At 71.4% G+C, this 26,965-nt stretch carries 25 protein-coding genes and 2 pseudogenes; 17 read left to right on the top strand and 10 right to left on the bottom strand.

Annotated elements, in window-relative coordinates:
- Nucleotides 1-274 precede the first annotated feature (274 nt).
- Nucleotides 275-904, bottom strand: coding sequence for a class I SAM-dependent methyltransferase (locus tag H6H00_RS28435; protein WP_185722834.1), 630 nt, complete (start codon nucleotides 902-904; stop codon nucleotides 275-277).
- 160 nt (nucleotides 905-1,064) lie between these two features.
- Between H6H00_RS28435 and H6H00_RS28430 the strand changes: the two genes are divergently transcribed.
- The 3 genes from H6H00_RS28430 to H6H00_RS28420 all read left to right on the top strand — a co-directional run bounded on the left by H6H00_RS28430 (nucleotide 1,065) and on the right by H6H00_RS28420 (nucleotide 4,355).
- Nucleotides 1,065-1,454 (top strand): ArsR/SmtB family transcription factor, encoded by a 390-nt coding sequence (locus tag H6H00_RS28430; RefSeq protein WP_379540061.1) that lies wholly within the window; start codon nucleotides 1,065-1,067, stop codon nucleotides 1,452-1,454.
- Nucleotides 1,447-3,441 (top strand): heavy metal translocating P-type ATPase, encoded by a 1,995-nt coding sequence (locus H6H00_RS28425; protein WP_185718720.1) that lies wholly within the window; start codon nucleotides 1,447-1,449, stop codon nucleotides 3,439-3,441. The genes H6H00_RS28430 and H6H00_RS28425 overlap by 8 nt, the downstream gene beginning before the upstream one ends.
- 248 nt (nucleotides 3,442-3,689) lie before the next feature.
- Entirely contained in the window at nucleotides 3,690-4,355 is a 666-nt protein-coding gene (locus H6H00_RS28420; protein ID WP_185718719.1) for a cytochrome P450 family protein, read from the top strand.
- Nucleotides 4,356-4,497: 142 nt separating this feature from the next.
- On the opposite strand, the gene H6H00_RS28415 is transcribed toward H6H00_RS28420, so the two are convergent.
- Entirely contained in the window at nucleotides 4,498-5,082 is a 585-nt protein-coding gene (locus H6H00_RS28415; protein WP_185718718.1) for a signal peptidase II, read from the bottom strand.
- A 194-nt stretch (nucleotides 5,083-5,276) separates the two neighbouring features.
- Nucleotides 5,277-5,786, bottom strand: coding sequence for a cadmium resistance transporter (locus tag H6H00_RS28410; RefSeq protein ID WP_425566734.1), 510 nt, complete (start codon nucleotides 5,784-5,786; stop codon nucleotides 5,277-5,279).
- 594 nt (nucleotides 5,787-6,380) lie between these two features.
- On the opposite strand from H6H00_RS28410, the gene H6H00_RS28405 reads away from it, so the two are divergent.
- Nucleotides 6,381-6,629 (top strand): hypothetical protein, encoded by a 249-nt coding sequence (locus tag H6H00_RS28405; protein ID WP_185718717.1) that lies wholly within the window; start codon nucleotides 6,381-6,383, stop codon nucleotides 6,627-6,629.
- A gap of 7 nt (nucleotides 6,630-6,636) precedes the next feature.
- On the opposite strand, the gene H6H00_RS28400 is transcribed toward H6H00_RS28405, so the two are convergent.
- The 3 genes and pseudogenes from H6H00_RS28400 to H6H00_RS28390 all read right to left on the bottom strand — a co-directional run bounded on the left by H6H00_RS28400 (nucleotide 6,637) and on the right by H6H00_RS28390 (nucleotide 8,336).
- Nucleotides 6,637-7,041: a Tn3 family transposase gene (locus H6H00_RS28400; RefSeq protein WP_185718716.1), complete on the bottom strand. Its 405-nt coding sequence runs from the start codon at nucleotides 7,039-7,041 to the stop codon at nucleotides 6,637-6,639.
- A 76-nt stretch (nucleotides 7,042-7,117) separates the two neighbouring features.
- Nucleotides 7,118-7,452 (bottom strand): annotated as a pseudogene (locus tag H6H00_RS32565) (Tn3 family transposase); the annotation flags it as partial.
- Nucleotides 7,453-7,682: 230 nt separating this feature from the next.
- Nucleotides 7,683-8,336: a CPBP family intramembrane glutamic endopeptidase gene (locus H6H00_RS28390; RefSeq protein ID WP_255425411.1), complete on the bottom strand. Its 654-nt coding sequence runs from the start codon at nucleotides 8,334-8,336 to the stop codon at nucleotides 7,683-7,685.
- Between the two features lie 518 nt (nucleotides 8,337-8,854).
- Between H6H00_RS28390 and ctaD the strand changes: the two genes are divergently transcribed.
- Together ctaD and H6H00_RS28380 are read left to right on the top strand one after the other, a co-directional pair.
- Nucleotides 8,855-10,609 carry an aa3-type cytochrome oxidase subunit I gene (ctaD, locus tag H6H00_RS28385; protein ID WP_185718713.1) on the top strand — a complete coding sequence of 585 codons (1,755 nt, stop codon included), beginning with the start codon at nucleotides 8,855-8,857 and terminating at the stop codon, nucleotides 10,607-10,609.
- 68 nt (nucleotides 10,610-10,677) lie between these two features.
- Nucleotides 10,678-10,869, top strand: coding sequence for a hypothetical protein (locus H6H00_RS28380; RefSeq protein ID WP_185718712.1), 192 nt, complete (start codon nucleotides 10,678-10,680; stop codon nucleotides 10,867-10,869).
- A gap of 452 nt (nucleotides 10,870-11,321) precedes the next feature.
- Here H6H00_RS28380 and H6H00_RS28375 read toward each other — a convergent pair whose 3' ends face one another.
- Nucleotides 11,322-11,531: a hypothetical protein gene (locus H6H00_RS28375; protein WP_185718711.1), complete on the bottom strand. Its 210-nt coding sequence runs from the start codon at nucleotides 11,529-11,531 to the stop codon at nucleotides 11,322-11,324.
- 432 nt (nucleotides 11,532-11,963) lie between these two features.
- On the opposite strand from H6H00_RS28375, the gene H6H00_RS28370 reads away from it, so the two are divergent.
- The 4 genes and pseudogenes from H6H00_RS28370 to H6H00_RS32930 form a co-directional block, all read left to right on the top strand.
- Nucleotides 11,964-12,527, top strand: a complete 564-nt coding sequence (locus H6H00_RS28370) for a hypothetical protein (protein WP_185718710.1) — start codon at nucleotides 11,964-11,966, stop codon at nucleotides 12,525-12,527.
- Nucleotides 12,528-12,775: 248 nt separating this feature from the next.
- Entirely contained in the window at nucleotides 12,776-13,378 is a 603-nt protein-coding gene (locus H6H00_RS28365) for a GNAT family N-acetyltransferase (RefSeq protein ID WP_185718709.1), read from the top strand.
- A gap of 320 nt (nucleotides 13,379-13,698) precedes the next feature.
- Nucleotides 13,699-14,397 (top strand): hypothetical protein, encoded by a 699-nt coding sequence (locus H6H00_RS28360; RefSeq protein WP_185718708.1) that lies wholly within the window; start codon nucleotides 13,699-13,701, stop codon nucleotides 14,395-14,397.
- 96 nt (nucleotides 14,398-14,493) lie between these two features.
- Nucleotides 14,494-14,754: pseudogene (locus tag H6H00_RS32930) on the top strand (DUF305 domain-containing protein); the annotation flags it as partial.
- A gap of 197 nt (nucleotides 14,755-14,951) precedes the next feature.
- On the opposite strand, the gene H6H00_RS28355 reads toward H6H00_RS32930, so the two are convergent.
- From H6H00_RS28355 to H6H00_RS28345, 3 genes are read right to left on the bottom strand one after another with little or no spacing between them, the layout of a single operon-like run.
- Nucleotides 14,952-16,007, bottom strand: coding sequence for a cellulase family glycosylhydrolase (locus H6H00_RS28355; protein ID WP_185718707.1), 1,056 nt, complete (start codon nucleotides 16,005-16,007; stop codon nucleotides 14,952-14,954).
- A 20-nt stretch (nucleotides 16,008-16,027) separates the two neighbouring features.
- Nucleotides 16,028-16,225, bottom strand: coding sequence for a hypothetical protein (locus H6H00_RS28350; RefSeq protein ID WP_185718706.1), 198 nt, complete (start codon nucleotides 16,223-16,225; stop codon nucleotides 16,028-16,030).
- Complete coding sequence (locus H6H00_RS28345) at nucleotides 16,222-18,783, bottom strand: heavy metal translocating P-type ATPase (RefSeq protein WP_185718705.1); 2,562 nt, start codon at nucleotides 18,781-18,783, stop codon at nucleotides 16,222-16,224. The genes H6H00_RS28350 and H6H00_RS28345 overlap by 4 nt, the downstream gene beginning before the upstream one ends.
- Before the next feature lie 218 nt (nucleotides 18,784-19,001).
- Between H6H00_RS28345 and H6H00_RS28340 the strand changes: the two genes are divergently transcribed.
- The 7 genes from H6H00_RS28340 to mptB all read left to right on the top strand — a co-directional run bounded on the left by H6H00_RS28340 (nucleotide 19,002) and on the right by mptB (nucleotide 26,943).
- Nucleotides 19,002-20,072 carry a PLP-dependent cysteine synthase family protein gene (locus H6H00_RS28340; protein ID WP_255425891.1) on the top strand — a complete coding sequence of 357 codons (1,071 nt, stop codon included), beginning with the start codon at nucleotides 19,002-19,004 and terminating at the stop codon, nucleotides 20,070-20,072.
- Nucleotides 20,072-21,421 carry an MFS transporter gene (locus H6H00_RS28335; protein ID WP_185718704.1) on the top strand — a complete coding sequence of 450 codons (1,350 nt, stop codon included), beginning with the start codon at nucleotides 20,072-20,074 and terminating at the stop codon, nucleotides 21,419-21,421. Before H6H00_RS28340 ends, H6H00_RS28335 begins: the two co-directional genes overlap by 1 nt.
- Before the next feature lie 1,140 nt (nucleotides 21,422-22,561).
- Nucleotides 22,562-22,939: a hypothetical protein gene (locus H6H00_RS28330; protein ID WP_185718703.1), complete on the top strand. Its 378-nt coding sequence runs from the start codon at nucleotides 22,562-22,564 to the stop codon at nucleotides 22,937-22,939.
- An 88-nt stretch (nucleotides 22,940-23,027) separates the two neighbouring features.
- Nucleotides 23,028-23,585 carry a tetratricopeptide repeat protein gene (locus tag H6H00_RS28325; protein WP_185718702.1) on the top strand — a complete coding sequence of 186 codons (558 nt, stop codon included), beginning with the start codon at nucleotides 23,028-23,030 and terminating at the stop codon, nucleotides 23,583-23,585.
- Nucleotides 23,586-23,588: 3 nt separating this feature from the next.
- Entirely contained in the window at nucleotides 23,589-24,518 is a 930-nt protein-coding gene (locus tag H6H00_RS28320) for a thioredoxin-like domain-containing protein (RefSeq protein WP_255425409.1), read from the top strand.
- On the top strand, nucleotides 24,515-25,246 hold the full coding sequence (locus tag H6H00_RS28315) for a DUF305 domain-containing protein (RefSeq protein ID WP_185718701.1): 732 nt from the start codon (nucleotides 24,515-24,517) through the stop codon (nucleotides 25,244-25,246). Before H6H00_RS28320 ends, H6H00_RS28315 begins: the two co-directional genes overlap by 4 nt.
- A 110-nt stretch (nucleotides 25,247-25,356) precedes the next feature.
- A complete protein-coding gene (gene mptB, locus H6H00_RS28310) occupies nucleotides 25,357-26,943 on the top strand; it encodes a polyprenol phosphomannose-dependent alpha 1,6 mannosyltransferase MptB (RefSeq protein ID WP_185718700.1) in 1,587 nt (528 codons plus the stop codon).
- Nucleotides 26,944-26,965 lie beyond the last annotated feature (22 nt).

Below are 26,965 nucleotides of genomic sequence, written 5' to 3'. Positions count from 1 at the left end.
CCAGCGGACTTGACCCAGGTCGAAGGTGTAGAGGAACTGCTCGCCGCCGCGCAGCTGGCCCCCAGGGTGAGTCGGCGCCCGCCGGTTAGCGGTGGTGCCTGGCCCCAGTCGTCGTCGCCCTCTCAGTCGGGCCGGCCGATCTGGGTGCCGTCGGCGAGGGCGAAGCGGTGTAGGTGCGCCCGGTCCCAGCGGGCGGCGATCGCCGCCGAGCCGTGTCAGTAGGTCCGGCGGGCGTCGAGCAGCAGCCGCAACGCCCCGTCCTCGTCGGCGGGACTCACCGCGATGCGGCGTCGCTGTAGGGGCGCTGGGCCACCCCGAGCAGGTAGTGCCCGCGGATCCGGGTGCGCCACCGCGAGCCGACCTGCAGGCCCTGGCGTTCCAGTTCGGCGACGAACTCCTGCGCGGTGAACCGGTCCTCGGTGGGGTGGTCGAACAGCCACCGGTAGCCGCGGGTGGCCAGCGCGGCGGCGGTGACCTCGTCGAAGTAGAACCGCCCGCCCGGCTTGAGTACCCGAACGATCTCGCCCAGCGCCGCCCGCCAGTCGAGGACATGATGGACGATCGCGAAGTCGAACACCGCGTCGAAGCTGCCGTCCTCGGCGCCCAGGGCGGCGCGCAGGTCGGTCATATCGCCGGTGGCCAGCCGCACCCGGTCCGCGTAACCGGCCAGCCGGCGCTTAGCCCGGCCGATCATCGCCGGGTCCAGGTCGAGCGCGTCCACTCGGGCTGCGGCGAACCGGCGCAGGATCAGCTCGGTGCCGTACCCGGCCCCGCACCCCACCTCCAGTACTCGCGCGTTCGGGGGCAGCGCACCGCCCAGCCGCAGCAGCGTCGGGACCTCGTAGAACCGCTGCAACGCCCGACGCGGTGGGCTGTTCACCAGAGCCGTCTCCGCCCGGTTCATCAACACGACCCGACCTCCAAGCTATCCACATCAAACGGTGTCATCGTTCTAGAGCGATGGATAGCAGATGTGCGACGCCGCTGTCCAGCGGGTGCTGGCACGCAAGGGGGCGACACGGGAGCCGGTGCCGGTCACTCGCTCCGTGCGTTATCATCGCTGTATGACGATGCCAAATCGGGTGGTGGTCCCCCTGCGCCAGGAACTGATGCCGGCTGCGGCGTTGTTCCACAGCCTCTCCGACCCGACCCGGCTCGCGATCGTGCAGCACCTCGCCCGCGGCGAGGCGCGGGTGGTGGACCTGACCGAGCGGCTCGGGTCGGCGCAGTCGACGGTGTCGGCGCACCTGGCGTGCCTGCGGGACTGCGGCCTGGTGATGGGCCGACCCGAGGGCCGGCAGATGTTCTACTCGCTGACCCGCCCGGAGCTGCTGGACCTGCTCACCGCCGCGGAGACGCTGTTGGGGGCGACCGGGTCGGCGGTGGCGCTGTGCCCGAACTTCGGCGCCGCGGGTGCCTCCGCGGCGACGGGCGTGGGGGTGCGCGGTGAGTGACGCGTGCGGGTGCGGCGACGACGAGCCCCGCGTCGACGCCGAGACCGGCGAGGTCGTGGCGGAGCGTGAGCCGGAGCGGCTGTGGGAGGTCTCGGAGCTGCGCGCCGCCGCGGTGGCCGGGGTGCTGCTCGGCGCGTCGCTGATCGTGGGCTGGTCCGGTGGGCCGGCGGCGGTGGAGCTCGCCCTGCAGGTCCTCGCGCTGGGGGTGGGGGCGTGGACGTTCGTGCCGTCCACACTGCGCCGCCTGGCCAAGGGCAAGATCGGGGTCGGCACCCTGATGACCATTGCCGCGGTCGGTGCGGTCGCGCTGGGCGAGGTCGGCGAGGCCGCGATGCTGGCGTTCCTGTTCTCCATCAGCGAGGGCCTGGAGGAGTACTCGATCGCCCGGACCCGCCGCGGCCTGCGCGCGCTGCTGTCGCTGGTCCCCGAGCAGGCCACGGTGCTGCGCGGCGCCCTGGAGGTCGTCGTCGCACCGGGTGAGCTGCGGGTCGGGGACACCATGCTGGTACGCCCCGGGGAGCGCCTGGCCACCGACGGGACCGTCCGGACCGGGCGGACCGCGCTGGACGTCTCGGCGATCACCGGGGAGTCGGTGCCGGTCGAGGCCGGACCCGGCGACGAGGTGTACGCCGGGTCGATCAACGGCACCGGCGCGCTGGAGGTCGAGGTCACCAGCACCGCTGCGGACAACTCGCTGGCCCGGATCGTGGCGATCGTGGAGGCCGAGCAGTCCCGCAAGGGCGCCGCGCAGCGCCTCGCCGACCGGATCGCGCGTCCGCTGGTGCCCGGGGTGATGATCGCCGCCGCACTGATCGCCGGGATCGGCAGCCTGCTGGGCGACCCGCTGGTGTGGATCGAACGCGCGCTGGTCGTCCTGGTCGCCGCGTCACCGTGCGCGCTGGCGATCGCGATCCCGGTGACCGTGGTCGCCGCGGTCGGTGCGGCGAGCAAGATGGGGGTGCTGGTCAAGGGCGGTGCCGCGCTGGAGGCCCTGGGCCGGATCCGTCAGGTCGCGCTGGACAAGACCGGCACCCTGACCCGCAACCGACCCACCGTCGTCGAGGTCGCCACGACCGGTGGCGCCACCCGCGAGCAGGTCCTCGCGCTGGCCGCTGCCCTGGAGGCGCGCAGCGAACACCCTCTGGCCCGCGCGATCCTGGCCGCGGTCGACCAGGTCACCCCGGCCGCAGACGTCGAGGCCGTGCCCGGCGCTGGGCTCACCGGCCGTCTGGACGGGCGCGCGCTGCGGCTGGGCCGGCCGGGCTGGATCGACCCCGGCGACCTGGCCGGGCCGGTGCGCAGCATGCAGGAGGCCGGGGCGACCGCGGTGCTCATCGAGGCCGACGGGACGGTCATCGGCGCGGTCGCCGTGCGCGACGAGCTCCGGCCCGAGGCCGCCGAGGTGGTCGCCCGGCTGCGCCGTGACGGCTACCGGGTGGCGATGCTCACCGGGGACAACCACGCCACCGCCGCCGCGCTCGCCGCCCAGGCCGGGATCAGCGAGGTGCACGCCGAGCTGCGCCCCGAGGACAAGGCGGACCTGGTCCGGAAGCTGCGCGCCGAGCGGCCCACGGCGATGGTCGGCGACGGCGTCAACGACGCCCCCGCCCTGGCCACCGCCGATCTGGGCATCGCGATGGGCGCGATGGGCACCGACGTGGCCATCGAGACCGCGGACGTCGCCCTGATGGGCGAGGACCTGCGCCATCTGCCCCAGGCGCTGGACCACGCCCGGCGGGCCCGGCGGATCATGCTGCAGAACGTCGGGCTGTCACTGGCCATCATCGTCGGGCTGATGCCGCTGGCCCTGTTCGGCGTCCTCGGCCTGGCCGCGGTCGTCGCCGTGCACGAACTCGCCGAGATCCTGGTCATCGCCAACGGGGTACGCGCCGGCCGCGCCCGCGCGCTGTCTCCCACCGCCGCCGCGGTGCTCCCGCCGTCGGCGTCGACGCGCCCGCAACCGCTCGACGCCGCCCGCCGCGCCTGATGCCGGTGACCAGCGGACGGGTTCATGAGGTGCGGGGTAGGTGCGCGAGGTGGTGAGGGACCAGACGCTGGAGTTGATCCGTCAGGGGTATCGCTGGGTCGGCGGGCTGCGGCCAGACGCCCCGACGGCCCCGTGGGCGGTAGCGACCCGGCTGCTGGGTCGCCGCGCGGTGCTGATCGGCGGCCCGGCTGGGGTGCGTCGCTTCTACGATCCGCGGCTGCGCCGCCGCGGGTCGCTGCCAGGCCCCGTTGAAGCTGGTGCTGTTCGGCCGGGACACGGTGCACGGTCTCGACGACGCCGAGCACCACCACCGCAACGCGCTGTACCTGCGGGTGCTCACCGCCGACGCGGTGGCCGACCTCGGGCGGCGCGCCGAGCAGGAGTGGCAGGCGGTCACCCGGCGCTGGGCGGGCGGTGCGCCGGTATGGCTGTTCGACGAGGCCGTGCAGGTCCTGGGCGCGGCCGTGCTGCCGTGGGCCGGGATCCCGGTGGCCTCCGCGGAGCTGCCCCGGCGGGCGCGGCAGCTCGCCGACATCGTCGAGGGGTTCGGCACGCCGGGGCGGCCCTTCGCCCGTGCCGCCCTGGCCCGCTGGCGGCTGGGCCGGTGGGCGGCCGGGCTGGTCCGCCGGGCCCGCCTCGGGCAGATCCACCCCGCGCCCGGTACCGCGCTGTACGTGGTCGCGACGGCCCGGGACCTGCGCGGGCGGCCGTTGCCCGCCGGCGTCGCCCTGCTCAACTTCGTGCGCCCGACCGTGGCCGCGGCCTGGTACGTGGCCTGGTACGTGGCCTTCGCCGGCGTGGCCCTGCACGAGCACCCCGAATGGCGCCACCGCCTCGCCGACCCCGGGGGCGAGGCTGGCGAGGCGGCAGGACCGGCGCCGTCCGGCCCAGCCCGACCAGCGCGCCCGAGGTAGATCCGGCCGAAACCTCGGTGTCGGCGGCTGGCCTTGCGGGTCAGCATCGCACCCGGCCCGCGCACCACCCTGCGTCTCCGCAGTGTCGGCGGCTGGTTCGGGCGCGCGGTCGCCAGCGCTGCGCTCACGAGGTGCCGTCCGTTCACGAGGTGCCGTCCGATGGGGGGCGGCCCTGGTCTGCCGATTTCTGCTCCGTCCCTGTGCCGGTAGAGCTCTCAGTGCGCCACGACGCCCACAGCAGGGCGAGCACTCCGAGGGTGATCGCGGTGTCGGCCAGGTTGAACGTCGGGAACCAGCCCAGCCACAGGAAGTCGGTGACGGCGCCGTCCCCGGCCCGGTCCACGATGTTGGCCACCGCACCGCCAAGCACCAGGCCCGCCGGCACCGGCGGGCGCAACCAGCCGGCGACGATCGCGACCAGCACACCACTGGTGATCACCCCGGCCAGCCCGAGCACGGCCCAGGTCGGCAGCCCGTCACCCAGACTGAACGCCACTCCGGTGTTGTAGCTGAGCTGCAGGCGCCCGATCCCGAGGTCCACCGGCGCGCCAGGCAGTCGAGTGTCGGCCAGCCACTTGGTCACGATGTCGACCAACACAGCGACCACCGCCGCGGCACCCGCGACGGCGACCGAGCGCCAACTCGGCCGGAATCTCACTACGACTCCGTCCCGTCGTTCGGCTTCGCGCCCGACAGAGCTCCCGTCGGCACTAGCGGGAATCGTCATGAGGCGATGATAGACAGCGATGTCGATGACAACGGCGGGGCGGGGCGTCGTCAAGAAGGGATGAGGCGCTGGCACCCAAGGCGGCCCTCGCCGCACGGGCGCAGCGCCGGCACCTGCAGCGCGGGCACCTGCGGCAGCGCGGCGCTACAGGCCGAAGGCGCCGCCCTCGACCAGGATGACGATGCCCAGACCGATCAGGACGATCGGGAACAGCACCCGCTCCCAGCGCTCCAGCACCTCGGCGATCGGCTTGCGCGTGGCGACGAAGCGCGCCGCGGCCACAGCACGGCCACCAGGGCGAGGAACACGATCGAGTAGGCGATGATGCCTGCGGTACCGATGGTGGCGAAGATCGGCACGTACACGCCGACGTTGTCCGCGCCGTTGGCGAAGGTGACCGCGGCGATGGTGGGCACGCTGAGGGCCCTACCGCTCATCTTGCCCTCGTCGTCGTCATCATCATCCTCGCGCCAGGCACGCCACGCCGCGAGCAGGCCCAGGACCAGCGGAATGAGCCCGAAGTACGGAATGACCTCCTCGGGCAAGAAGCTGCGCGCGCCCAGGGCGACGAGCACCGCCACGGCCAGGATGGCGCCGAATCCAAGGTACTGACCGCCGAGGATCTTGGCGGTGGTGCCCGGGGCGCCGGCACCTCGGGCGTAGAACAGCGACAGGATGATGACGTCGTCGATGTTGGTGACCATGAACAGGCCGATGGCCTGCAGGGTCCAGGTGGGGGGGGGGGTTCCATGGCTGCTGCCTTTTGAGTGATCACCGGCATCGTTCGGCCGGGGAGAGTCGGCCGCCGGGGAGCGGGCGGTATGGCGGTTTGGGCACGCCGCTCCAGCGGAGCGTGATCCCGGTGAGCTACGACATGACCTGCCGACCGAGCGGTGGGGCGCCGCGCGCGGGGGCGAGGACCGCTACGGCGGCGCGGGCGCTCCGCGGGCGGTCCTACACGCTGTCAGTTCTCCGGGCACGTGACGCAGCGCGGGCGTGCACGCGTGACCCAAAAGCGGCATGACGAGAGCTGTGAACACGATTGGCCAGGCCGCGGCATCGTCATGCGACGATGCTAGCATTGTTCGTCGCTGTCATAGTCGACAACCGATGAGGATCCTCGTCGCGCTTTGCCGGCGTCGGCCGGGCCGCCGGTACCTCGCGCTGCAGCGTGAACAGCGGCGTGACAGGCCGAGGCCGCGATCGTAGGTCGACGCCTGCGGGCGACCGTCACCGAGAACTGGTGACGGTCGGTCACACCGGTCTCGTGTCCTCCGGTGCACAGCACAATCAGCAGCATGGGCGACGACGATGTGGACCTGCCGGAGCCGCCATCGGCGAAGGCGATCACGGCGCTGCTGCGCGAAGCACGGTCTCTGTCGCGGCGCGCCGACAAGCTCAGCTCCACCGCCGCGGCGGTGGATGACCCCACGACCCAGCAGCTCACCGCGGAGGCCTGCGCCAGCATGGAGCAACTGGTGCACCACCTCATGCTGCTGGAACGACAGGCGCAGCGCGGCGAGAGGTCGGCCGATCGGCGCCGGTAGAGCGGCGTTAGCGGTCCGCCTCGTCGTCGTCGCTGTTATCGGGGTCGCGCAGCGCGCGGCGGGTCCCGGCGAGGTCGGGGAGCTGGAACGAGTAGTGCCCGTGCACGTTGAGGTGACGGCGCATGTAGGCCGAGAGCCGCACAACGTCCTCGTCACGCACCGGGTATCCCTCGTCGCGGAGCCGAGGAGCCGCCCGAAGGGCGGCGTCGAGGTAGACGTGTTCCACAGCGTGATGCAGTTCAGGACCAGCCCGAGCGCCGAGCTGGTCCTCCATCCCGTCGTGGTAGGTGCGGCGGAGATCGCCGCGGCGGCCGTGGAAGACGTGCCGGGCCAGGTCGTGGCGGCCTTCCTGCAGGTTGCGCATGCCCTTGATCTGCGCCCGATAGGGCGCCTGATCGGCATGCGACTGCACGTGCAGGGTTTAAAGATCGTCCGTGGTGCGCCACCGCCTCGCCGAGCTGGGTCGGGTTCCCGCCGCGGGCGAGCATCCGCAGCACGTCATGCGCGCTGACCGTGCCGGTGTGGATCGACCCGGCCAGGCGCAGCAGATCACGCCAGTGCGCCCGGATCCGCCCGAGGTCGATCTTCCCGCGGGCGGCGGTGGTGAGCGGCCGTACTCCGCGCCCGGATTGATCCGCCACAGCTTCGCGTCGGGCAGGTCGGCCAGCTGCGGGCGGTAGTCGAACCCGAGCAACCGCATCAGCCCGCACACCGTGTCGCTGTAGGAGCCGGTGTCGCTGAGGATGACCTCCGGGCGGCGCCCGCCGTCCTGCCGGTAGATCAGGTCGATCACGTGCAGCGAGTCACGCGGCGTGCCCGACACGACCTGGCCGGCCAGCCCGACGGCCTGGTCGTTGACCAGATTGAGCAGCGCACTCCGCGGCGGCGGCCGAAGTAGCGCGGGTTGGGGCGGGCGTCGATGCTGCGTACCGGCACCACGGACCGACGCCGTCCACCGCCGCGAGCAGCCCACCGCCCCACGCCTGGGGCAGCACGATGTCGGCCTGAGCGGCGATGAGTAGCACCGGGCTCCGCGAGGAGCCCGGATCGGCGTCACACCGGGACGGCGCCGGTCAGCATGAGGTACAGCGCGATCCCCGGCAGGAGATTGTTGACCTGATGGGCCACGATGCTGGCCAGCAGCCGTCCGGTGTACAGCCGGGCGAGGCCGAGGGGGATTGAGATGACCAGCAGCAACGGCATGCGGGTGATCTCGAAGTGCGCCAGCGAGAAGATCACCGTCACGAGACCGAAGGCCACCCAGCGCCCCGCGCCCAGCTTCTCCAGGGCGCCCCACAGCAGGCCGCGATAGAGGATCTCCTCACACACCGGCGCCACGAGCACGACGATCAGCAGGATCAGCACAGCGGCGGCGGGTTCGGCGCGCCGACCGCCGAAAAGGTCGCCCACCGCGGACGTCACGTCCGGTCCGGCCATCGCCACGAACACCGCGGTCGCGACGAGCGTGAGGGCAAGGCCTGCGACCCCGAACGCCAGGCCGATCTCGAGGTCGCGCCACGACCACACCAGGCCGAGGTCCGCCTTCGGACCGTTGCCGCGCAGCCGGGTGATGAGCAGCGCCACCGTGGCGGCGAGCACGGTCGGCACCGCGACGGCCGTGCCCAGCGCGACCGCGCTCGGGTTCTCCCCCGCGACAAGCGGGGCGACCAGGGCCGAGACGCCGAGGAACATCAGCTCGGCGAGCACGAAAGCGCCAAGGCCCCAGCGGTGGCGGCGCTGCGGTCGCCCGAGTGGCCGCGCATCCGGCTCGGCGGGCGGCGGTCCGCCCGCGGCCGGCCCGGGGCTGCCGTGGGCCTGCGGGTCAGGATGCTCGAGGAGTGGGTCCGGCGGGTACCTCGCGGCCAGCTGGTTCGGGCCGGGCGGGTACGCCCGCGCGTTTAGCCGGCCCGTCCCGGTCGGCGGTCTCGCCTCGGGTGAGCCCATACCCCGACGCTACCTGCACAGGCCCCTCTCGCCCGGCGAACGGCCGACGTCGCGGCCACGAAGCCGGCCGCACGCCTGTCAGGATCATGAGGTCCTGCCGTGCGGCGAGCGCATTTCGGCGGTGATCGGCCCGACCCGGATGCGGTGCTCGCCCAGGCCCCATGGGCGAGAGGAGTTCCACGTGTAGAGTTTCTACAGCGTGTAGAGCTACGATCCGGGTCAATCCATACCGCCGACGAAGTCCGGGGTCTGAGCAGGTAGGCCCAGTGCAGGAGTCCTCAGTGACAGCCGTCGCCCCGAAGCCGATTACGTCGCGCCCGTACCCGGCGCGCCGTACCGGCAAGGGTTCCACGTTCCTGAAGATGATCAGGACGACGGACCCCAAGGACATCGCGATCCTTTACATGGTCACGTCGTTCGGCTTCTTCCTGGCCGGCGGCGCCATGGCGCTGCTGATGCGCGGCGAGCTGGCCGTGCCGGGGCAGCAGTTCCTGTCGAACGAGCAGTACAATCAGCTGTTCACGATGCACGGCACGATCATGCTGCTGCTCTACGCCACGCCGATCCTCTTCGGGTTCGCCAACTACATCGTGCCGCTGCAGATCGGCGCCCCCGACGTCGCGTTCCCGCGGCTCAACGCGTTCTCGTACTGGCTGTTCCTGTTCGGCGGCCTCACGGTCATCTCGGGCTTCCTCACGCCGGGCGGTGCCGCCGACTTCGGTTGGTTCGCCTACACCCCGCTGAGCAACGCCACGTACTCCCCGGGCGCCGGTGGCGACCTGTGGATCGTCGGCCTGATCGTCTCCGGGCTCGGCACGATCCTCGGTGGCGTCAACTTCATCACCACGATCGTCTGCATGCGCGCGCCCGGCATGACGATGTTCCGGATGCCGATCTTCACGTGGAACATCTTCGTGACGGCGCTGCTCATCCTCATCGCGTTCCCGGTGCTGACCGCCGCCCTGTTCGGGCTGCTGGCCGACCGCCACCTCGGCGCGCACGTGTTCGACCCCGCCAACGGCGGCACGATCCTCTACCAGCACCTGTTCTGGTTCTTCGGCCACCCGGAGGTCTACATCGTGGCGCTGCCGTTCTTCGGCATCGTCTCGGAGATCTTCCCGGTGTTCAGCCGCAAGCCCGTCTTCGGCTACAAGACCCTGATCTACGCGACGATCGCGATCGCGGTCCTCTCGGTCGCCGTGTGGGCGCACCACATGTACGCCACCGGCGCGGTGCTGCTGGCCTTCTTCTCCTTCACCACGTTCCTCATCGCGATCCCGACGGGCGTCAAGTTCGTCAACTGGATCGGCACGATGTGGAAGGGCAAGCTGACGTTCGAGACGCCGATGCTGTTCTCGGTCGGCTTCCTCGCCACGTTCCTGTTCGGTGGCCTGACAGGCGTGCTGCTGGCCAGCCCGCCCATCGACTTCCACGTCTCCGACACCTACTTCGTGGTGGCGCACTTCCACTACGTGCTGTTCGGCACGATCGTGTTCGCCACCTACGCCGGCATCTACTTCTGGTTCCCGAAGATGACCGGCCGGATGATGGACGAGACGCTGGGCAAGTTCCACTTCTGGACCACGTTCATCGGCTTCCACCTGACGTTCCTGGTGCAGCACTGGCTGGGCAACACCGGCATGCCGCGGCGCTACGTCGATTACCAGCCCCAGGACGGGTTCACCGTGCTCAACTCGATCTCCTCGGTGGGCGCGTTCGTGCTCGGTGCCTCGACGCTGCCGTTCATCTGGAACGTGTTCAAGAGCTACCGCTACGGCCGCGTGGTCACCGTCGACGACCCGTGGGGCTTCGGCAACTCGCTGGAATGGGCCACGTCCTGCCCGCCGCCGCGGCACAACTTCACCGAGCTGCCCCGGATCCGCTCCGAGCGCCCGGCGTTCGAGCTGCACTACCCGCACCTCGTCGAGCAGTTCCGCGAGGAGGCCCACATCGGTGGCAGGTCGGACCCGGGGGAGAAACTGAGCCAAGCAGTCGGCCGTGAAGCGCAGCCCGACGACGACCCACGCTCGCGCTGAGCGCGATAAGGCAGTCGGCGGCCTGGTTGGCCTACCTACGAGTTCACCGTGCCGACCCGGGCACCTACATGTTCCACCCGCACATCGGCGCTCAGCTCGATCGCGGCCTGTACGGCCCGCTGATCATGGAGGACCCTACCGAGCCCACCGACTACGACGACGAACTGGTCGTGATGTGCGACGACTGGGAGGACGGCACCGGACGCGATCCCGACCAGGTCCTGGCCGACCTGCGGGCCAACGGCATGGCGGCGGCATGAAACGAGCCCGCCCCCTACCGCCGGGTGAAAACCGTCGACCGAGCAGGCCGCGGCCCGCTCGCGAGCGGCCGCGAGCCCAGTGAGGCTCAGCGCGGCCACCGCGTCATATGGGCCTCATCGATTGGCCGGTGTGCCACGCTGAGCTCATGCGCCATCGGCTTGCTGACGAGCCGGGGCAAGGACTGTCGTCCAGGCGCGGGGACAGTTCCCGAGGTCGTCACCGACTCACCGAGGGGGACCCATCGCCGGCCCCGTACCATAGGGGCAGCCCCGCGCCGGGTAGCGCGGAGGCCGTAGCCCGAGGGTGTCGATGCCCCATCCTGCCCAATACCCCGCCGCACCGCGGAGACCAAGCCGTTGATGGCTCCTGACTGCCCGCTGCACGCCAGCCCAACCACCGCCTCGACCTCGGCTCTGTGGAGTACATGACCGCAGCGGCTGGCTGCAGGAGTTCAGCACGCTGAGAACCGTCGACGCGACCAGCAACCTCCGTTCACATACAACGCCCAGGCCATCGAGTCGGCACTGAAGATGCTCTGCCGCCGTTCCCACTCGGCCAGCGTCAGCGCCAGCGCCTCGGCGGGATCGCCATGGTCGGCGGCGATCAGTGCGGCGACCTGGTCGTCGGTCGAGGCCTCCGCGGCGTAGAGCGCCTGCTGCACGCCGAGCACCTCGTACTGGGCCTGGGCGTCCGCGACACGGCCTGCAGCATCTCGCCGTACTCGAGCAGGTACTGAGGCAGCGGGACACGGGCGGCGAAGCCGCGGTCGCAGCCGGCGCCCGACTCCCCGGCGCCCGACTCCGAGGCGTAGATCCCCGGACTCCCCATGATCACCGGCTTACCCGCCACGCCGGCGCGGGCCCGGGTCGGGTCATTGCGCTGCTCGCCGCCGTGGCGCTGCGGCTGCCCGGGTGCTGATCCGACTGACCGGCCTGCGCCCCGTCCCGGTCGTCGCGGTGCTGGTGTACGGGGCGGCGTTGTTGCCGGCCTGGGGCGCCTGGATCCGGCCCGAGGCCCCAGCAGGTGGGGTAACCGTCCGTGGGTGCGGCACCCGGGCTACGTTCCGAGGTAGCACTGACTGACTGGGCGGGAGGTGAACGTCTCGATGCACCGTGACGTCGACCCTCGCTCACCGGCCATCACCGCTGGCGCAGCGGCCCTCGCCGCGGTTGTCGCCGTCGGGTCGGACGTGGTCGCAGGCGGGCGACCCCTGCACACGATGTCCTTGGGCCTGATCGGGGTGATCGTGGCGCTGCTCCGGATTCGCCTCGCCGGACGGCACCGCGGGCTGTTCGCCGCGATGACCGCATCGTTCGTGGCTCAACCGGTTCTGGATGCCGCGACAAAAGTCCTCGGCTTCTCGGTTCCGGCCGGATCGGCCGGTCACACGGTCCAGGAGACATCGTTATCGATACTCCCCGTCGTGGTCGCCGCCGCGATCGTGGTGGCGGTGGCCTGCGCAGAGCAACTGCTGGACATGGTCGACGTGCGCCGTACGGTCGTCCGCTGGCTGCGCATGTCCGATCTGGTCGTCGCCCGCCGGTCCGCCGGTGCGCCCATCGGCGCGGTCCGGGCGACGCCCGCTCAACGCCGGGTTCCCCTCATCCCACGCCACAGGCGGGGCCCGCCCGCGGCTGCTCCCGTCCTCGCCGTCTGAACGCTCAGTTCTCCACTCGGGCTCGGCGGCGGTCTGCCGGGCCGGTCGCGACCGGCCTTCACCCCGTGGAGCTGCTCGTGCAACCGCTTCCCCGTCCCCGAGATTCACTTCATGGTTTCGTACCCCGTCCGCTGCCCATCATGCGGCCTCACCCAGGGCGAACGAGGCTCGCTGGACCGGTACTCGTACGTGAGGCGGTCGCGGCCGACGTCTACGCCACCGCAAGGCTGCACATCGAACACCTCTCGGTGGGACTGTTCCCTCGCCTGGGTCTCCGGTTCGTCGCATGCTGGCACCGCGCGTACGTGCAGAGCCCCCACGCCGTCGCCCTGGTTGCCGTCGACCCGGCGTCGGACGGTGACGGGCGCATCGCCGGGTTCCTGGTCGGCGCTCTCGACCGGCTCGCGTTCCAGCAGGAGCTGCTGACCCGGCACCGGACGCGGTTGGCGGTTCGCGCGGTCGTCGCCCTCGCCCTGCGACCGCCCGTTCTGGCCGACTTCCTGCGCACTCGTCTGCGGCCCTATCTGCATCGGCTCCGTGCGCCTCGCCGGGTGCAAGCGGTACCGCCCGGCGCGCAGCCAGCGGCCCCGGTGGCCGAGCTCTCCGCCCTTGCGGTCGACCCGGTACTGCGCCGCACCGGCACCGGGCGCAGGCTCACCGAGGAGTTCATCGACCGCTGTACCGCGGCGGGTGCGGTCCGGGTCGAGCTCGTCGCGGCCGCCGACTCCGCTGCGGCGGTCGCCTTCTACACCAGCACGGGATGGACCGCCCGGCGCCGCTACGACACCCGTGATGGGCGCGCCCTCCAGCGGTTCGTCCGATGGACCGATATCCCGGAGGTGCCCGGATGAAGATCGAGATCCGTATCGGCGTCGTGATGGCCGCCGTGGTCGTCGTCCTGGCCATGGGCGTCACCGCGCTGGCCACGGGCGGCCCGCGGGATCCGGACACGACTCCGCCGCCCGACCCCGCGCCGGCCGCACCAGGCGAGACCTCATCGGTCCCGGCCGCCTCCACCGCAGCGGGCGAGGGCTTCGTCGCGAGCCCCCTCGATGTGAACGGGCAGGTCAAGGAGGCGGCTGCGCGATTCGTTCAACGGGTCGGGACCTGGAGCGCGCCGGGTCCCGCAGACACGACCTCACGCGTGGTCGACGCCGGGTACGCACCGGAGATGGCCGCGACGGCCGCACCGCTGCTGGACATGCCCGCGCAGGAGGCCAACACGACGATCGTCTATCCCCAGTACGGGGGACTGACCGACACCGCGGCGAGCGTGATGGTCCTAGCCCGCCAGCAGTTGCGCACCGACGGCGGCGAACGGACCCGGGAGATCCTGCTCGACGTCCGGCTGCGACCGGAGCCCGGTGGCTGGGAAGTCACCCCGGTCGTCGACCCACCCCGCCCCGAGTACGCACCGGCCCGCGCTGGCGGGCCCACCGACCTCGGCCGCGCCGTTCTGGACAACCCGCTCATCCGCATCCCCGAGCCCGGCCGAGCCGACATGATCGAGCGCCGTGTGAACGACCCGATCCTGGCCGTACTCGACGTTCTCGCCCGCACCTATGACCTGGACGTGCACGTCGTCGTCTCCGGCCATCCCGGCACCGTGTTCCCGACGACCCGGTTGTCGAACCACACCGTGGGCCGCGCGGTCGACATCCGGGCGATCGACGGTCGACCGGTGGTCGAGATACCCCGCGAGGATCCGGTGATCGCCGAGTTCATGGCGGCAGCCGGGCAGGCGGGCGCCACCGAGGTCGGCGGGCCGATCGTTCCGGCCGGCACCGGCTTCTTCACCGACGACGTCCACCAGGATCACTTCCATCTGGGTATCACCCCGACGAAGCCGCCTGCGGCAGCCGCGCCCTGATCGGGCACCCCGGTAGTTCGGGCCATAGCGCCCATCTTTCGGGGCGGCGGGGAGGACGGTCGTCGGGTGCACAGCAGTCAGCCGGTTGGAACGAGCATGCTTACCGACAGATACAGCCAGGCAAGCAGACCAGATCGGGCAGACCCAGGGCGGGCTTTCGCTGTGGAACGCCCCCGCCCGATCCACCGGCGGCTACATGCGGTGGATGCCGGACATGGTGACAGGTATGGGATGGGTCACGCGAGCGACGGGCTGGCGGCCATGCCCGGGATGGCCTCGGCAAAGGACCTGGTCCGGCTGCGGAACAGCACCGGCCCGGTCGGGGACGTGCTGTTCCTGCAGCTGATGCTGCGCCACCACGAAGGCGGCTCGCCGCGCAGAGCTCACCGCCCAGACCGCCGAGAGCCAGCCCATCCGACAGTTGCTCGCCGCCCGCGGCGCCGCTCCGCTCCGGGGCTGAAAGCAGCACGGATCCACCCGGTGCGGGACGTGGGTGGAGTGGCCGGCGCTGCGCCTCACGTCCTGGACGCCCGCGGTCCTGCAGCGACAGGCACTCAGGGCGTGAAGGTGCGCAGCACGTCCTGGACGGCCGGGTCGACGTCGAGGTTGCCGTACTCGCACTCCGAGGCGTTGTTCGTGCCCGGCTGCCAAGCCCACATCATCGCGCCCGCGTAGCCGGCGACGGTGGTGTACACCCTGGCCTTGGCGAGCACCTGCTCGGCGCGCGCGGCGAAGTCGCGGTCGCAGCCGGCGCCCGACTCCGAGGCGTAGAGCCCGAACTCCCCGACGATCACCGGCTTGCCCGCCGCGTCAGCGCGGGTGCCGGGTCCTTGGTTGGACTCGACCTCGTTCTCGTCGTACTCGTGCAGCGAGGCGATGTCGACGCCCGGCGACTCGTTCAGCGTCGCGAAGTCCCCGTCCTCGCCGACGGCGTACGGCGCGAGGGTGCCGGTCGCGAAGAGCCGGTCGGGGTCGATCCCGTCGGCCACCGCGCCCATCTCGTCGTAGAACCCGCGGAGGCGGCCCTCGGCGAAGTCGGGCTCGTTGAAGTACTCGAACCACGCGATCGTGGTCTCGCCGCGGTAGCGCTCCAGTACCGAGGTCATGTGCGCGCGGAAGGCGTCGCGCTCACCCTGGTCGGCGAACCAGGCGGAGTTCTTCTCCGTCTCCCCGCAGCCGCCGATCGCGTCGTCGAGGGTGATCGTGAGGTAGATGCCGTAGCGCTTGGCCGACTCCACCGCGGCGTCGAGCCGCGCGATGTCCCAGTTCTCGAAGAAGAACAGCCGCACCCCGGCGTGCCCGTCGCGGCGCAGCGAGGAGAACCAGGCGTCGACGTCCTCGGCGGACATCTGCTCGTCGTCGTTGCCGCAGTCGCCCGACCAGACGAAAGAGTTGTAGCCCAGCAACCACCACGGCTGCCCGTCGCGCAGGATCCGGTCGCCCTCGACGGTGATCGGCACGTCGCTGCCCCGGCCGTCGCCGACGGGCGGGGCACCGGTAGGACCGGTCCCCCCGACGGCGACGATCGCGGCGACCGCCCCGACGACGATCAGCAGCGCCAGCCCGGCGCCGATCACCAGGCGACGCCGCCGGCCTGCCGAGACGACCACAGGAACTCGGCGACTGTCGCTCACCTGCGCCGTCGCCAGGCGAGGCACGGCGCCGGTATCGAGATCGCCGGCCACCGGTGCGCCACGCCGGCGGCGGCCCACACCGCGGCCACCGTGGCACCGCCACCGCGCGGCGGCACCCGGACGACGTCGATGTTGTGCCGGTCGCCGCTGGGCTGGTCGCCGCTGCGCCCGGACTGCACGGGCCGAGGGTTCACGTGCGGTCGCGGTAGGCCAGCAGCCGCAGCGCGTTGGCCACCACGATCAGGGTGGATCCCTCGTGGATGAGCACGGCGGGTCCGATACCGAGCCCGAGGATGGTGGCCGGGATGAGGACGGCGACCACCCCGAGGCTGGCCCACAGGTTCTGCGCGATGATCCGGCTGGCGCGCCGGCTCAGGCCCACCGCGACGGGCAGCGCCGTGAGGTCGTCGGCCATCAGCGCGATGTCGGCGGTCTCCAGGGCCACGTCCGAGCCGGCGGCGCCCATCGCGATACCGACCGTGGCGGTGGCCATGGCGGGCGCGTCGTTGACGCCGTCGCCGACCATCGCCACCCGCCCGGCGCTTGCCCGCAGCCGGTCGATCTCGGTGACCTTGTCCTCGGGCATCAGCCCGCCCCGGGCGTGGTCGACGCCGACGTCGGCGGCGATCGCGTCGGCGACACGCTGGTTGTCCCCGGAGAGCATGACGGTGTTGCGGATGCCCAGCCGGTGCAGCCGGTCGATGACCGTGGCGGCCTCGGGCCGGGGCAGGTCCATCAGACCGATCGCGCCGAGCCACCGGTTCCCGGCGCGCACGAGCATGGTGGTGCGTCCGGTGTCCTCGAGCCGGGTGACCGCGCGGTCCAGCTCGGCGGGCAGGGCGGGTCCGTCGGCGGGGAACAGTGCGCGCCGGCCGACGCCGACCTGTACCCCGTCGACCTCGGCGAGCACGCCCTGCCCGGTGACGGCTCGGACGTTCTGCGCGCGGGGTACCGGGGTGGTGCGGTCGAGCCGCTCGCGCCCGTCGCGGACCACGGCGCGGGCCAGCGGGTGGTCGCTCTGCTCCTCGACCGCGATGGCGACGGCGAGCAGTTCGGCCTCGGTGACGCCGGCGGCCGCGACGACGTCGGCGATGCGTGGGCGGCCCCGGGTCAGCGTGCCGGTCTTGTCGAAGGCGATCGCGTTGAGCCGGCCCAGTTCCTCCAGCGGGGCGCCGCCCTTGACCAGCACGCCGGCGCGGGCCGCCCGCGCGACCGCGGACAGCACGGCGCTGGGGGTGGCGATGGCCAGCGCGCACGGGCTGGCCGCGACCAGCACTGCGAGCGCCCGGTAGAGGGTGGCGCTGAACGGTTCGTCGATGACCAGCCCGGCGAACAGCAGCGCGAACACGGTGCCGAGCACGGCCGGGACGAAGATCTTCTGGAACCGGTCGGTGAACCGTTGGGTGGGGGAGGTCTTGGTCTGGGCCTCGGTGACCAGGCGCACGACGCGCGCCATCGTGGAGTCCGTGGCGAGCCGGGTGACCTGCACCTCCAGCACGCCCGAGCCGTTGATGGTGCCGGCGAACACTCGCGAGCCGGCGTCGACCCGGTCCGGGGCGGCGGCGGCGGCGGCGACGTCGGGCACCGGGGCCTTGTCCACCGGGACGCTCTCCCCGGTGACCGGGGCCTGATCCACGCTGCTGGTGCCGGCGATCACGAACCCGTCCGCGGGCAGCCGCAGGTTCGGCCGGACCACCACGACGTCGCCGATCCGCAACTGCTCCACCGGCACCTCGACCGCCTCGCCGGTGCCATCGCGGCGGACCAGCGCGGTCTTGGGGGCAATCTCGGCCAGCGCCTCGATGGCGCGGCGGGCCCGGCCCATCGCATAGCCCTCGAGGGCGTGCCCGATGCTGAACAGGAACAACAGCAGCGCGCCCTCGGCAACTTCGCCGAGCACCGCGGCGCCCGCCGCCGCCACCAGCATCAAGAAGTCGATCTCGAAGCGGCGGGCCCGAACGCTGCGGTAGGCCTCCTGCACGGTGTAGTAGGCGCCGAAGAAGAACGCGGCCGAGTACACGGCCAGCTCGGCCGGGCGGGGGGTGTCCAGGAAGGCCGCCATCACCCAGCCCGCGAGCAGCAGTAGCCCGGACAGGCCCGCGAAGATCAGCTCGCTACGCTCGCCGAAGATGCCCCCGTGCCCGTGCCCGTGCCCGTGCCCGTGCCCGGCGTCCTCGTCGCGGTCGTGTCTGTCGGGTCCGAGGCCCGGCTCGTGCCCGGTTTGGGCGGGGCCGGCCTGTTCGACGTTGGTGCCGGAGCCCGGCCGCTCGAGGGTCTCCGGCTCGGCCAGCGCCTCGGCCAGCTCCTCGGCGGTGACCCGGCGGCGGTCGAACTCGACGTGCAGCGCACCCCCCGCGCCGGTGGTGACCTCGACGACGCCAGGGATCCGCTCGATCCGGGCGGCGAGGCGGCCGGGATCCGCACCGCCGTCGCGGGCCTGCCACCGCAGGTGCCCGTAACGGGCGGCGAGCTCGGCCGCGGTGCGCCGGGCCAGATCCTGCAGGCCCTGGTGACCCGCCCGCGCCGGGTCGTAGTGCACACACAGCCGAGCCGGACCCGCGTCGGCCTCGAGCACGTGGGCGTCCTCCACCCCGGCGGCGGCGGCGAGGTCACCGGACAGCCTGCCGACGCAGCGGTCGGCCTTCCCGATCCCATCGGCGCCCTGCAGCGCCTCGGGCAGCAGCTCCTGCAGATCGAGGGTGACGCTCGCGGGAGCCCCCTGGCGCCCGCCCGGCGTCCCAGCGTTTCGCATCAGAATCTCTCCCCGCCCGTCAGATTCATGCACAGTTTGCGATACGACTATATATTGAGCGGGTGGAGGCGGCGCAAGCCCGCCCCGGTGGACGTGACAGGACCGGAGTCGTGCTCCTGTCCCGTCTGTCGCCGCGCCTGCGGCGTGATCCGAGGAACGTACCCGTGTCTGCACGTGCCCTGTCCCTGCCCGCAGCCCTTCCCGCAGCGGAACCCGACCTGGCCGGACCGCCGGCTCCTCGACTGCCGCTGGTGGTCGGCAACACCCCACTCGTCAGGATCGATCAACCCTTCACCGGTGACTCGCGGGGCTTCTGGGCGAAGTTGGAGGGCTTCAATCCCGGTGGGATCAAGGACCGGCCGGCCCTGCACATGGTCCGGCGCGCCAGGGAACGCGGTGATCTCGCCGACGGCGCCCGGATCGTCGAGTCCACGAGCGGCACCCTGGGCCTCGGGCTGGCCCTGGCCGGGATCGCCTACGGACACCCGGTGACGTTGGTGAGCGACCCCGGTATGGAGCCGCTCATGCTTCGGCTCCTGCGGGCATACGGAGCCGAGGTCCACACGGTCGACGAGCCGTGCGTCGAGGGCGGCTGGCAGGAGGCGCGCCGTCGCGCCGTCGGCCGCATCCTGCGCGACCACCCGGGTGCGTACTGCCCGGACCAGTACCACAACCCGGACAACGTCGCGGCCTACGCACCGATGGCTCATGAGCTCCTCGAGCAGACCGACGGTATCGACGTCCTCGTGTGCTCGGTCGGCACCGGTGGTCACTCGGCAGGTCTGTCCTCCGTGCTCCGCGAGCACATCCCCGGCCTGCGCGTGATCGGCGTCGACGCGATCGGATCGACGATCTTCGGCCAGTCCCCCCGCCCGCGGCTGATGCGCGGCCTCGGATCGAGCATCTACCCGCGCAACGTCGACTACCCGACGTTCGACGAGGTCCACTGGGTCGCGCCCGCCGAGGCCGTGTGGGCGTGCCGCCGGCTGGCGTCGACGAGCTATGCGAGCGGTGGCTGGAGCGTCGGCGCGGTCGGGCTGGTCGCCGGCTGGGCCGCCCGTACACATCCCGCCGGGACCCGGATCGTGGCGATCTTCCCCGACGGTCCGCAGCGCTACTTCGACACCGTCTACAACGACGAGTTCTGCGGCCGCCACGGCCTGCTCGGTGCGGCCCCCGACCTCCATCCCGCCCGCATCGACGACCCGGGCGAGCGCGAGGTGACGAGCTGGACGCGGTGCACGACTGTCGTCGACCCCACAGGGTCCCGCACGATGCGGATCCCGTGATGCGCACGCTGGCCCAGTACCGCTCGTTCCCGCGGCCGGTGCGGCTGCTGCTGCTCAACCAGCTCACCATCAACCTCGGCTTCTACATGTTGATCCCGTACCTGGCGGCCCACCTGTCGGGCGGGCTGGGGCTGGCGACATGGCTGGTGGGGCTGATCCTCGGGGTCCGCAACTTCGCCCAGCAGGGCATGTTCCTCGTCGGCGGCGCACTGGCCGACCGCTTCGGGTACAAGCCGCTGATCGTCGCCGGGTGCGCGCTGCGGACCGTCGGGTTCGCGCTACTGGGATTCGTCGACTCCGTACCGGCGCTGATCGTGGCCTCGGCGGCCACGGGATTCGCCGGTGCGCTGTTCAACCCCGCGGTCCGCGCCTACCTGGCGCACGACGCGGGGGAGCGGCGGGTCGAGGCGTTCGCCCTGTTCAGCGTCTTCTACCAGGCAGGCATCCTGCTCGGTCCGCTCGTCGGGCTGGCGCTCACCGGCATCGCGTTCTCGGTGACGTGCCTGGTCGCCGCAGGGGTCTTCGCCGTGCTCACCCTGCTCCAGATCCGAGCGCTCCCCCCACGCGGTGGTGCACAGGACAGCAGCGCCGACGCGACCTCGGCCGGTTGGCGGGAGATCCTCGGCAACCGGTCGTTCCTGCTGTTCGCCGCGGCGATGGCCGGGTCCTACGTGCTGTCGTTCCAGGTCTACCTGGCCCTGCCACTGCAGGCCCGGGTGGTCACCGCGACCGCCTCCGACGCCACGATCCTCGTCGCCGTCCTGTTCGCCGTGTCCGGGCTGGTAACCATCCTCGGCCAGCTGCGGGTCACCGCCTGGTGCCGCACCCGGCTCGGTCCCGCCCGCGCGATGACCGCCGGGCTGCTCGTCCTGGCCGCGGCGTTCGTACCGCTCCTCGCCGCGGAAGCCATCCCGCCGGGCCCCGGCCGCCTGGGCGGGGCGGTCGGCATGATCGCGCTGGTGCTGTCCGCCGCGGTGCTCGCCCTGGGCACGACGATCGTGTTCCCGTTCGAGATGAACACCATCGTCGCGCTCTCCGGAAACCGCCGGGTCGCCACCCACTACGGGCTCTACAACACCGTCTGCGGCGTGGGCATCCTGCTGGGCAACCTGGGAACCGGCTGGGCGCTGGACATCGCCCGGTCCACCGGCGTCCCGGCGGCCCCATGGGTGGTACTGATCATCGTCGGGGCCGGCTGCGCGGCCGCCGTGGGTGCGCTTCGCCGTCGCGGTCTCCTGCCGGCCGAGGAACCGACCCGGTCCCGGGGCGGTCGGCACCGGCTGCGCCGTCGCCCACCGGGGGCCGGGTCCGCAGTGCCGTACCGCACGGCACCGGATCGAGGCACCTGATCACGAGCGGTCCGTCGAGGAGGTGATAGCGCGGTGCAGGTCCGGAGACATGCGCAGTCCTGCAGTCGAGCGGGTGCATGGTCGTTACGCCATACGTCGAGCCCGTTCGGCGGACTACGCAATGTTCGCGGACTGCTCACAGAGTCCGTCTCGTCGGATCCGCCGCTTCGACGGCACGAGGCATCTGCTCGCCTCGGCCGTACCCTTCGTGACCATCACCGTCACCCGACTCGGCGGTCGTAATGGCCGCGCTGCGCGATGAATCGTCGTGGACACCTCAACCTGTGGTCCCGTGGTCCGGCGGATCGTGCACCTACTATGCTGTGTAGAAGCGTGGCGGCCCCAGGACTTCCAGGTGCAGTTCGCTGACTTGCCCGGTACGCCACCGCCCATCGCTCGGCATGGGTCCGGATACCGGGTGCGAGGAGGGCGGCTCGATGAAGCAGGGCCGTGACATCACGACTCCCGGCACGCGTACTGCGGCGTTCGCAGCGATGACAACCGTGCTGGTTGCCGTGACCGCTGGAGCTGTGGCCGGGAGTCACCCGCTGCACACAGCAACTCTGGGTGCAGCCGCAATCGCACTGGGGCTGATGCGCCTGGCACAGCCGGGCCGACATCGAGGCTTCTTCGCAGCAGCCAGCGGGATATTGGTCAGTGAGCCCGTTGTGCATGCCGCGATGGCCGTTCTCCCCTACGGGACCGAGCATTCCGGCGACCGCGCGATCCTCCCGCTGCAGATGGTGCTGGCCGTGCTCGTCACTGCGGCTGTCGCTGGGGCGGAATCACTATTCTTGCTGGCCGGTGCGTTGTGGCGGGCGATTCGGCTACCGCGACGCCGTCTCCCGGTCCCCGCGCGACGAACGCCACCGCTCGTCGACGTTCTCGCAGCAGCCGTACCCGGACCCGGCGCTGGCCAGTTCCGTCGCCGCGGACCTCCGTCGAGGCTGACCGTCGCCTGATGCGACTGCATGTGCCGCCTGGGGTGTCGAACCGCAGGACGGCGCAGGTCCCCAACGTGGCCCGCTCGACGCAGTTCGCCTCGTCCGCCAGCCATGATCAGGTAGCCGTCGGAGTTGCCGTGCACCTTCACCGTTCGACAAACCCCCACACGGTTCCATCCGTCCGCAGGGCTCGACGATGAACACCCTGGAGGCGGTGCTGGTGTTCGGCGGGATACCGCTGGCCATCGTCGGAGTCATCGCCGCGGCCGTCTTCGCGGCTGCACCGCGTCGCGCGTCGCAGCGTCCCGAGCCGCCGGTCGGCATCATCGCCGAACAGGCGGCCTGCAACGTGCGGAACACTGACGAAGGCCGGGAGATTCACGATTCCTCGGATGAGTCCTCGCAGGCCGCATCACGCGCGTGCTGGACGGTGCGGTGTGCCGAGTGTGGCATCAAGTACTCCGAGGGCTCGGACGCTGTGCATTTCACCGGTCCTGTCCACGGAATATCGGTCACAGCCGCGCACGGTTGGCGGCTCGCCGGAGCCAGGATGCGATGCCCGAAATGCACTTGACTCGCCGCCCTTTCTGCGCGGTTTTCGAACCGTTCACAGCTTATGTAGCTGATCCGTCCCCGAGTGCCCGTGCGCCTTGCTGCAGGGCATGGCCAAGGTGGCCTATGCACAGGGTCGCACTGACGATGCGCTCGTGGGCTTCCAGGAAATCACCAACCGGGTTCCGCTTCCGGGATACCTGCTGGAGTACGGCGAATTGTTGCAGGCCGTGGGTCGCACCGAGGAGGCACAGGCGCAGTACGACGTCCTCGCCGTCCAGCAGCGGCTCTACGCCGCAGACGGGTCCACCGACGACCAGGTGGCCGCGTTGATCGCGGCCGACCACGGCGAGCCGGCGGAGGCGTTGAGGCTGGCTGAGGCCGAATGGGGCCGGAGGCAGAGCATCTTCAGTGCCGATTCGATGGCCTGGGCCCTGTACGTGAACGGCCGCTATGCCGAGGCGATCACGTTTGCGGACCGGGCTGCTGAGCTCGGTTGGCGAAATGCGAGCTATTTCTATCACCGGGGAATGATCTTGACCTCGCTGGGTCGCCGCGATGAGTCGCGGGCGGCTTTGAGCGAGGCGATGTCCATCAATCCCTACTTCAACCCGCTGCAGGCACCGATCGCCCGCGCGACGATCGCCGCCTTGGAGTCCGGGTCGTGAACCATGAAGGCGTACCAGGAGTTTTCGAATCGACGCCACGAGACACTGCACAGGGTGGCAGGAAAGCTCTCAAGGTGTTGCTCAGTCGTCCCTCCTGCTCCCGTCATCGCCGCAGCCGAATGTGATGAGGATGAGATGATGGTCAGCGGAAAACAGAGCAAGCGAACCCGCCAGGACCGGGCCAAGACCTCGCTCGTGACCGACCGGTCAACCCCGTGGGGGACGATCGTCGCGGTACTGGTGGTGGTGCTGTTCGCGGGCGGTGTCTTCGGCTACGCCCTGCTGGAGTCCCAGGCCGGCAACGCGCGTGCCGAGGCGCTTTCCGCCTTCACTCCGTCGGCGGCCAACCAGGATCCCTCGACCCAGATCCCGGGAGTCGCTGAACAGACCTACGAGGGCGGCCAGCACGTCGGCCCGACCGAGCAGGTGGCCTACACCCAGTCCCCACCGACCGGTGGCACGCATGACCAGGCGTGGGCCGCTTGCTCCGGCGTGGTCTATGACCAGCCGGTGCGTAGTGAGAACCTGGTGCACTCGATGGAACACGGGGCGGTGTGGATCGCCTACAACCCCGACCAGCTCGGCGGTGCCGCCCTCGAGCAACTCGCCGACCGTGTTCAGGACCGGCCCTACATGGCGCTGTCCCCGTACCCGGGTCTCGACCAGCCGATCGCGTTGCAGTCCTGGGGGCATCAGCTCAAGCTCGCCGACGCCGCCGACCCTCGTATCGACCAGTTCGTGGCTGCGCTTCGCGCCAACCTGAACACCCACCCCGAGAACAGGGCCAGCTGCGACGCGCTGGGGCCCGGCCAGTTCGATCAGGACGCTCCACCGCCCTATAAGCCTGCCCCACCGGTCTCTGCGGCCGGGCAACCGGGCGTCCGGGCGGAGACCGAGACCGCCGCAGAGCAGCCCACCGGAGACGGATCATGACCGGCCGGACACCTGCCGACAGCGCTGACACCCGCGCCGACGCCTCAGCAGACGTGCCGCCGGCCGAGTCGGCCGGGCCGGCGCGTTGGCCGCGGAGGGTGATCGCAGCGGGTGCGGTGCTGGCGCTGTTGCTGCTGGCGGCAACCGGAGGCCTGCTCCTCGGGCGGTCCGGCTCCGCGGGGTCGGCCGTGCCGGATACGGACTCGGTCGACGTCGGGTTCGCCCAGGACATGAGCGTGCATCATCGCAACGCCGTGCAGATGGCCAGTTGGGCGCGCGACAACAGCGGCGATCCGACCGTCCGCACCCTCGCCTTCGACATCGAATCCGCACAGACCGCCCAGATCGGGCAGATGCAAGGCTGGCTCGCCCTATGGGACGCGCCTGCCTCCTCGATCAACGGATACATGCGGTGGATGTCGGACATGAGTACAGAGCTCGGCATGGGCCACGTCGCAGACGGCAGGGCACGGATGCCGGGAATGGCTTCGACCGAGGATCTCGCCCGGCTCCGGGCCAGCACGGGGCCAGACGCCGATGTGCTGTTCCTGCAGCTGATGCTGCGCCATCACGAAGGCGGTGCCGGCATGCTGGGCTACGCCGCCGAGCGGGCCGGGCGGCAGCAGGTCCGGAACCTGGCCGCCCAGATGCTCACCGCCCAGACCGCGGAAAGTCAGTCCATCCGTCAGATGCTCGCCGAGCGGGGCGCAGCCCCACTGCCAGCCTGATGGTCCTCGACGCCCTGCCCGAGGGTCACGAGCCGCCCGCACTGCCGGTCGCGCGTTCGGTGCCAACCGATCACGGCCAACCGGCATCACCGAGAGAAGCAGGATGACCCGTGAGCGCACAGCCCTCTCCACCGATCGACGGACCGGCGTCCCTCCCGGAGGCGCCTGCGCCCGTTGCGCCGCGGTGGCTCGCACGCTTTGGTTGCCCGCCGCGTCGCACGGTGCTGCTGGGCCTTACGGGTTCGGTGCTCCTGGTTGTGGGCGGCTTCGGTGCGGGCGGGGTGCTGGTTCGGGATCCGGTGCTGACGAACTCAGCGCTGGGCTTCTGGCGCTACGGTCACGGCCGCGAGATGGCGACGGCGCTGGTGTACCTCGGAGTCGGGCTTCTGGTGTGGGCGTGGGTGCGGCTGGGACGCGACGTCCTTGCGAGCCGGGTGAGCGGGCGCGCGGTGCTGAGCACCGCCGCGGTGTGGTTCGCACCGATGCTCGTGGCGCCGCCGCTGTTCACCCGCGACGTCTTCAGCTACCTCGCCCAGGGCACGCTGCCGCTGCGCGGTCACGACCCCTACCAGGTCGGCCCCGATGTCCTCGGGGACGTGCTCAGCGAGAACGTGCACTACTTCTGGCAGGAGACCCCGGCTCCCTACGGGCCGCTGTTCATCCTGCTCGCCCAGGGCATGTCCTGGCTGTTCTCCGCCACCGGGCAGAGCATGATCGTCGGCGTCGTCGGGTGGCGGTTGCTCCTGCTGCCCGGCCTGCTGCTGGTGGTCTGGGCGCTGCCTGAGCTCACCCGGCGCCTCGGCGGGCGGGTACCGGTAGCGCTGTGGATCGCGGTGGCGAACCCCGTCACGGTGATCCACATGGTCGGCGGGATCCACAACGACCTGCTGGTCGTCGGACTGCTGGCCGCGGGCAGCCTGTTCGCGCTGCGCGGGCGGCACGTCACCGCGATCGCGATCGTGACAAGCGCGATGGCGGTCAAGGCCACCGCCGGGGTGGCGCTGCCGTTCCTCGTGCTCGTGTGGGCGGCCCGGCTCCCGGGCTCGTTTCGCGTCCGGCTCGCGAAGGCGACTGCGGCAGGGCTCGGCGTGTTCGGGGCCGTGTTCGCCTTCTGGACCTTCGTCGCGGGGTTCGGGGTGGGCTGGCTGCCCGCCCTGTCCGCGCCGTCGATGATCGTGAACTGGCTGTCGATGCCGACCGGTGTCGGCGAGGTGGCGTTCACCGCCGTCAACCTCGTCGCCGAGGTCGACAAGCAGCCGTTCGTCAACGTTGCGCGGATCCTCGGCGCGGCGGTGCTGGTGGTGATCGCTGTGCGGCAGTGGTGGGCGGCTCGCGACGGCGGGCCCGACGCCGTCCGCCAGGCGGGCGTCGTGCTGCTCGCTGTCGCCCTGCTGTCGCCGACGATGCTGCCGTGGTACGTGAGCTGGGGCATGGTGCTGTTGGCGATGACGGCCTGGACGCCGCGCGGCCTCGCGTACGTGGTGTTCGGCTCGGTGTGGCTGCTCGTCGTCTACTATCCGGATGGCGAGACCGCGCTCTACAACTGGCCCTACCTGGCGGTGTGCGCGCTGCTCGCCGGCCTGGCGGCGGTCTCGCTGCTGCGGCCGGACCCGCTGCACTTGGCCGCTGGAGCCCGCGCGCCCGCACCGCCGCGTCCGGAGCCCGCGACGACTCGCCGTCGTCCGTGGCCGCTGTGAGAGCCCTGTGTCAACCTCTCTG

It is taken from the genome of Pseudonocardia petroleophila (assembly GCF_014235185.1).
In the GTDB taxonomy this organism is placed as follows: domain Bacteria; phylum Actinomycetota; class Actinomycetes; order Mycobacteriales; family Pseudonocardiaceae; genus Pseudonocardia; species Pseudonocardia petroleophila.
The sequence above is the reverse complement of the archived record's forward strand: the minus strand, read 5'-3'. Positions and strand labels throughout refer to the sequence as shown.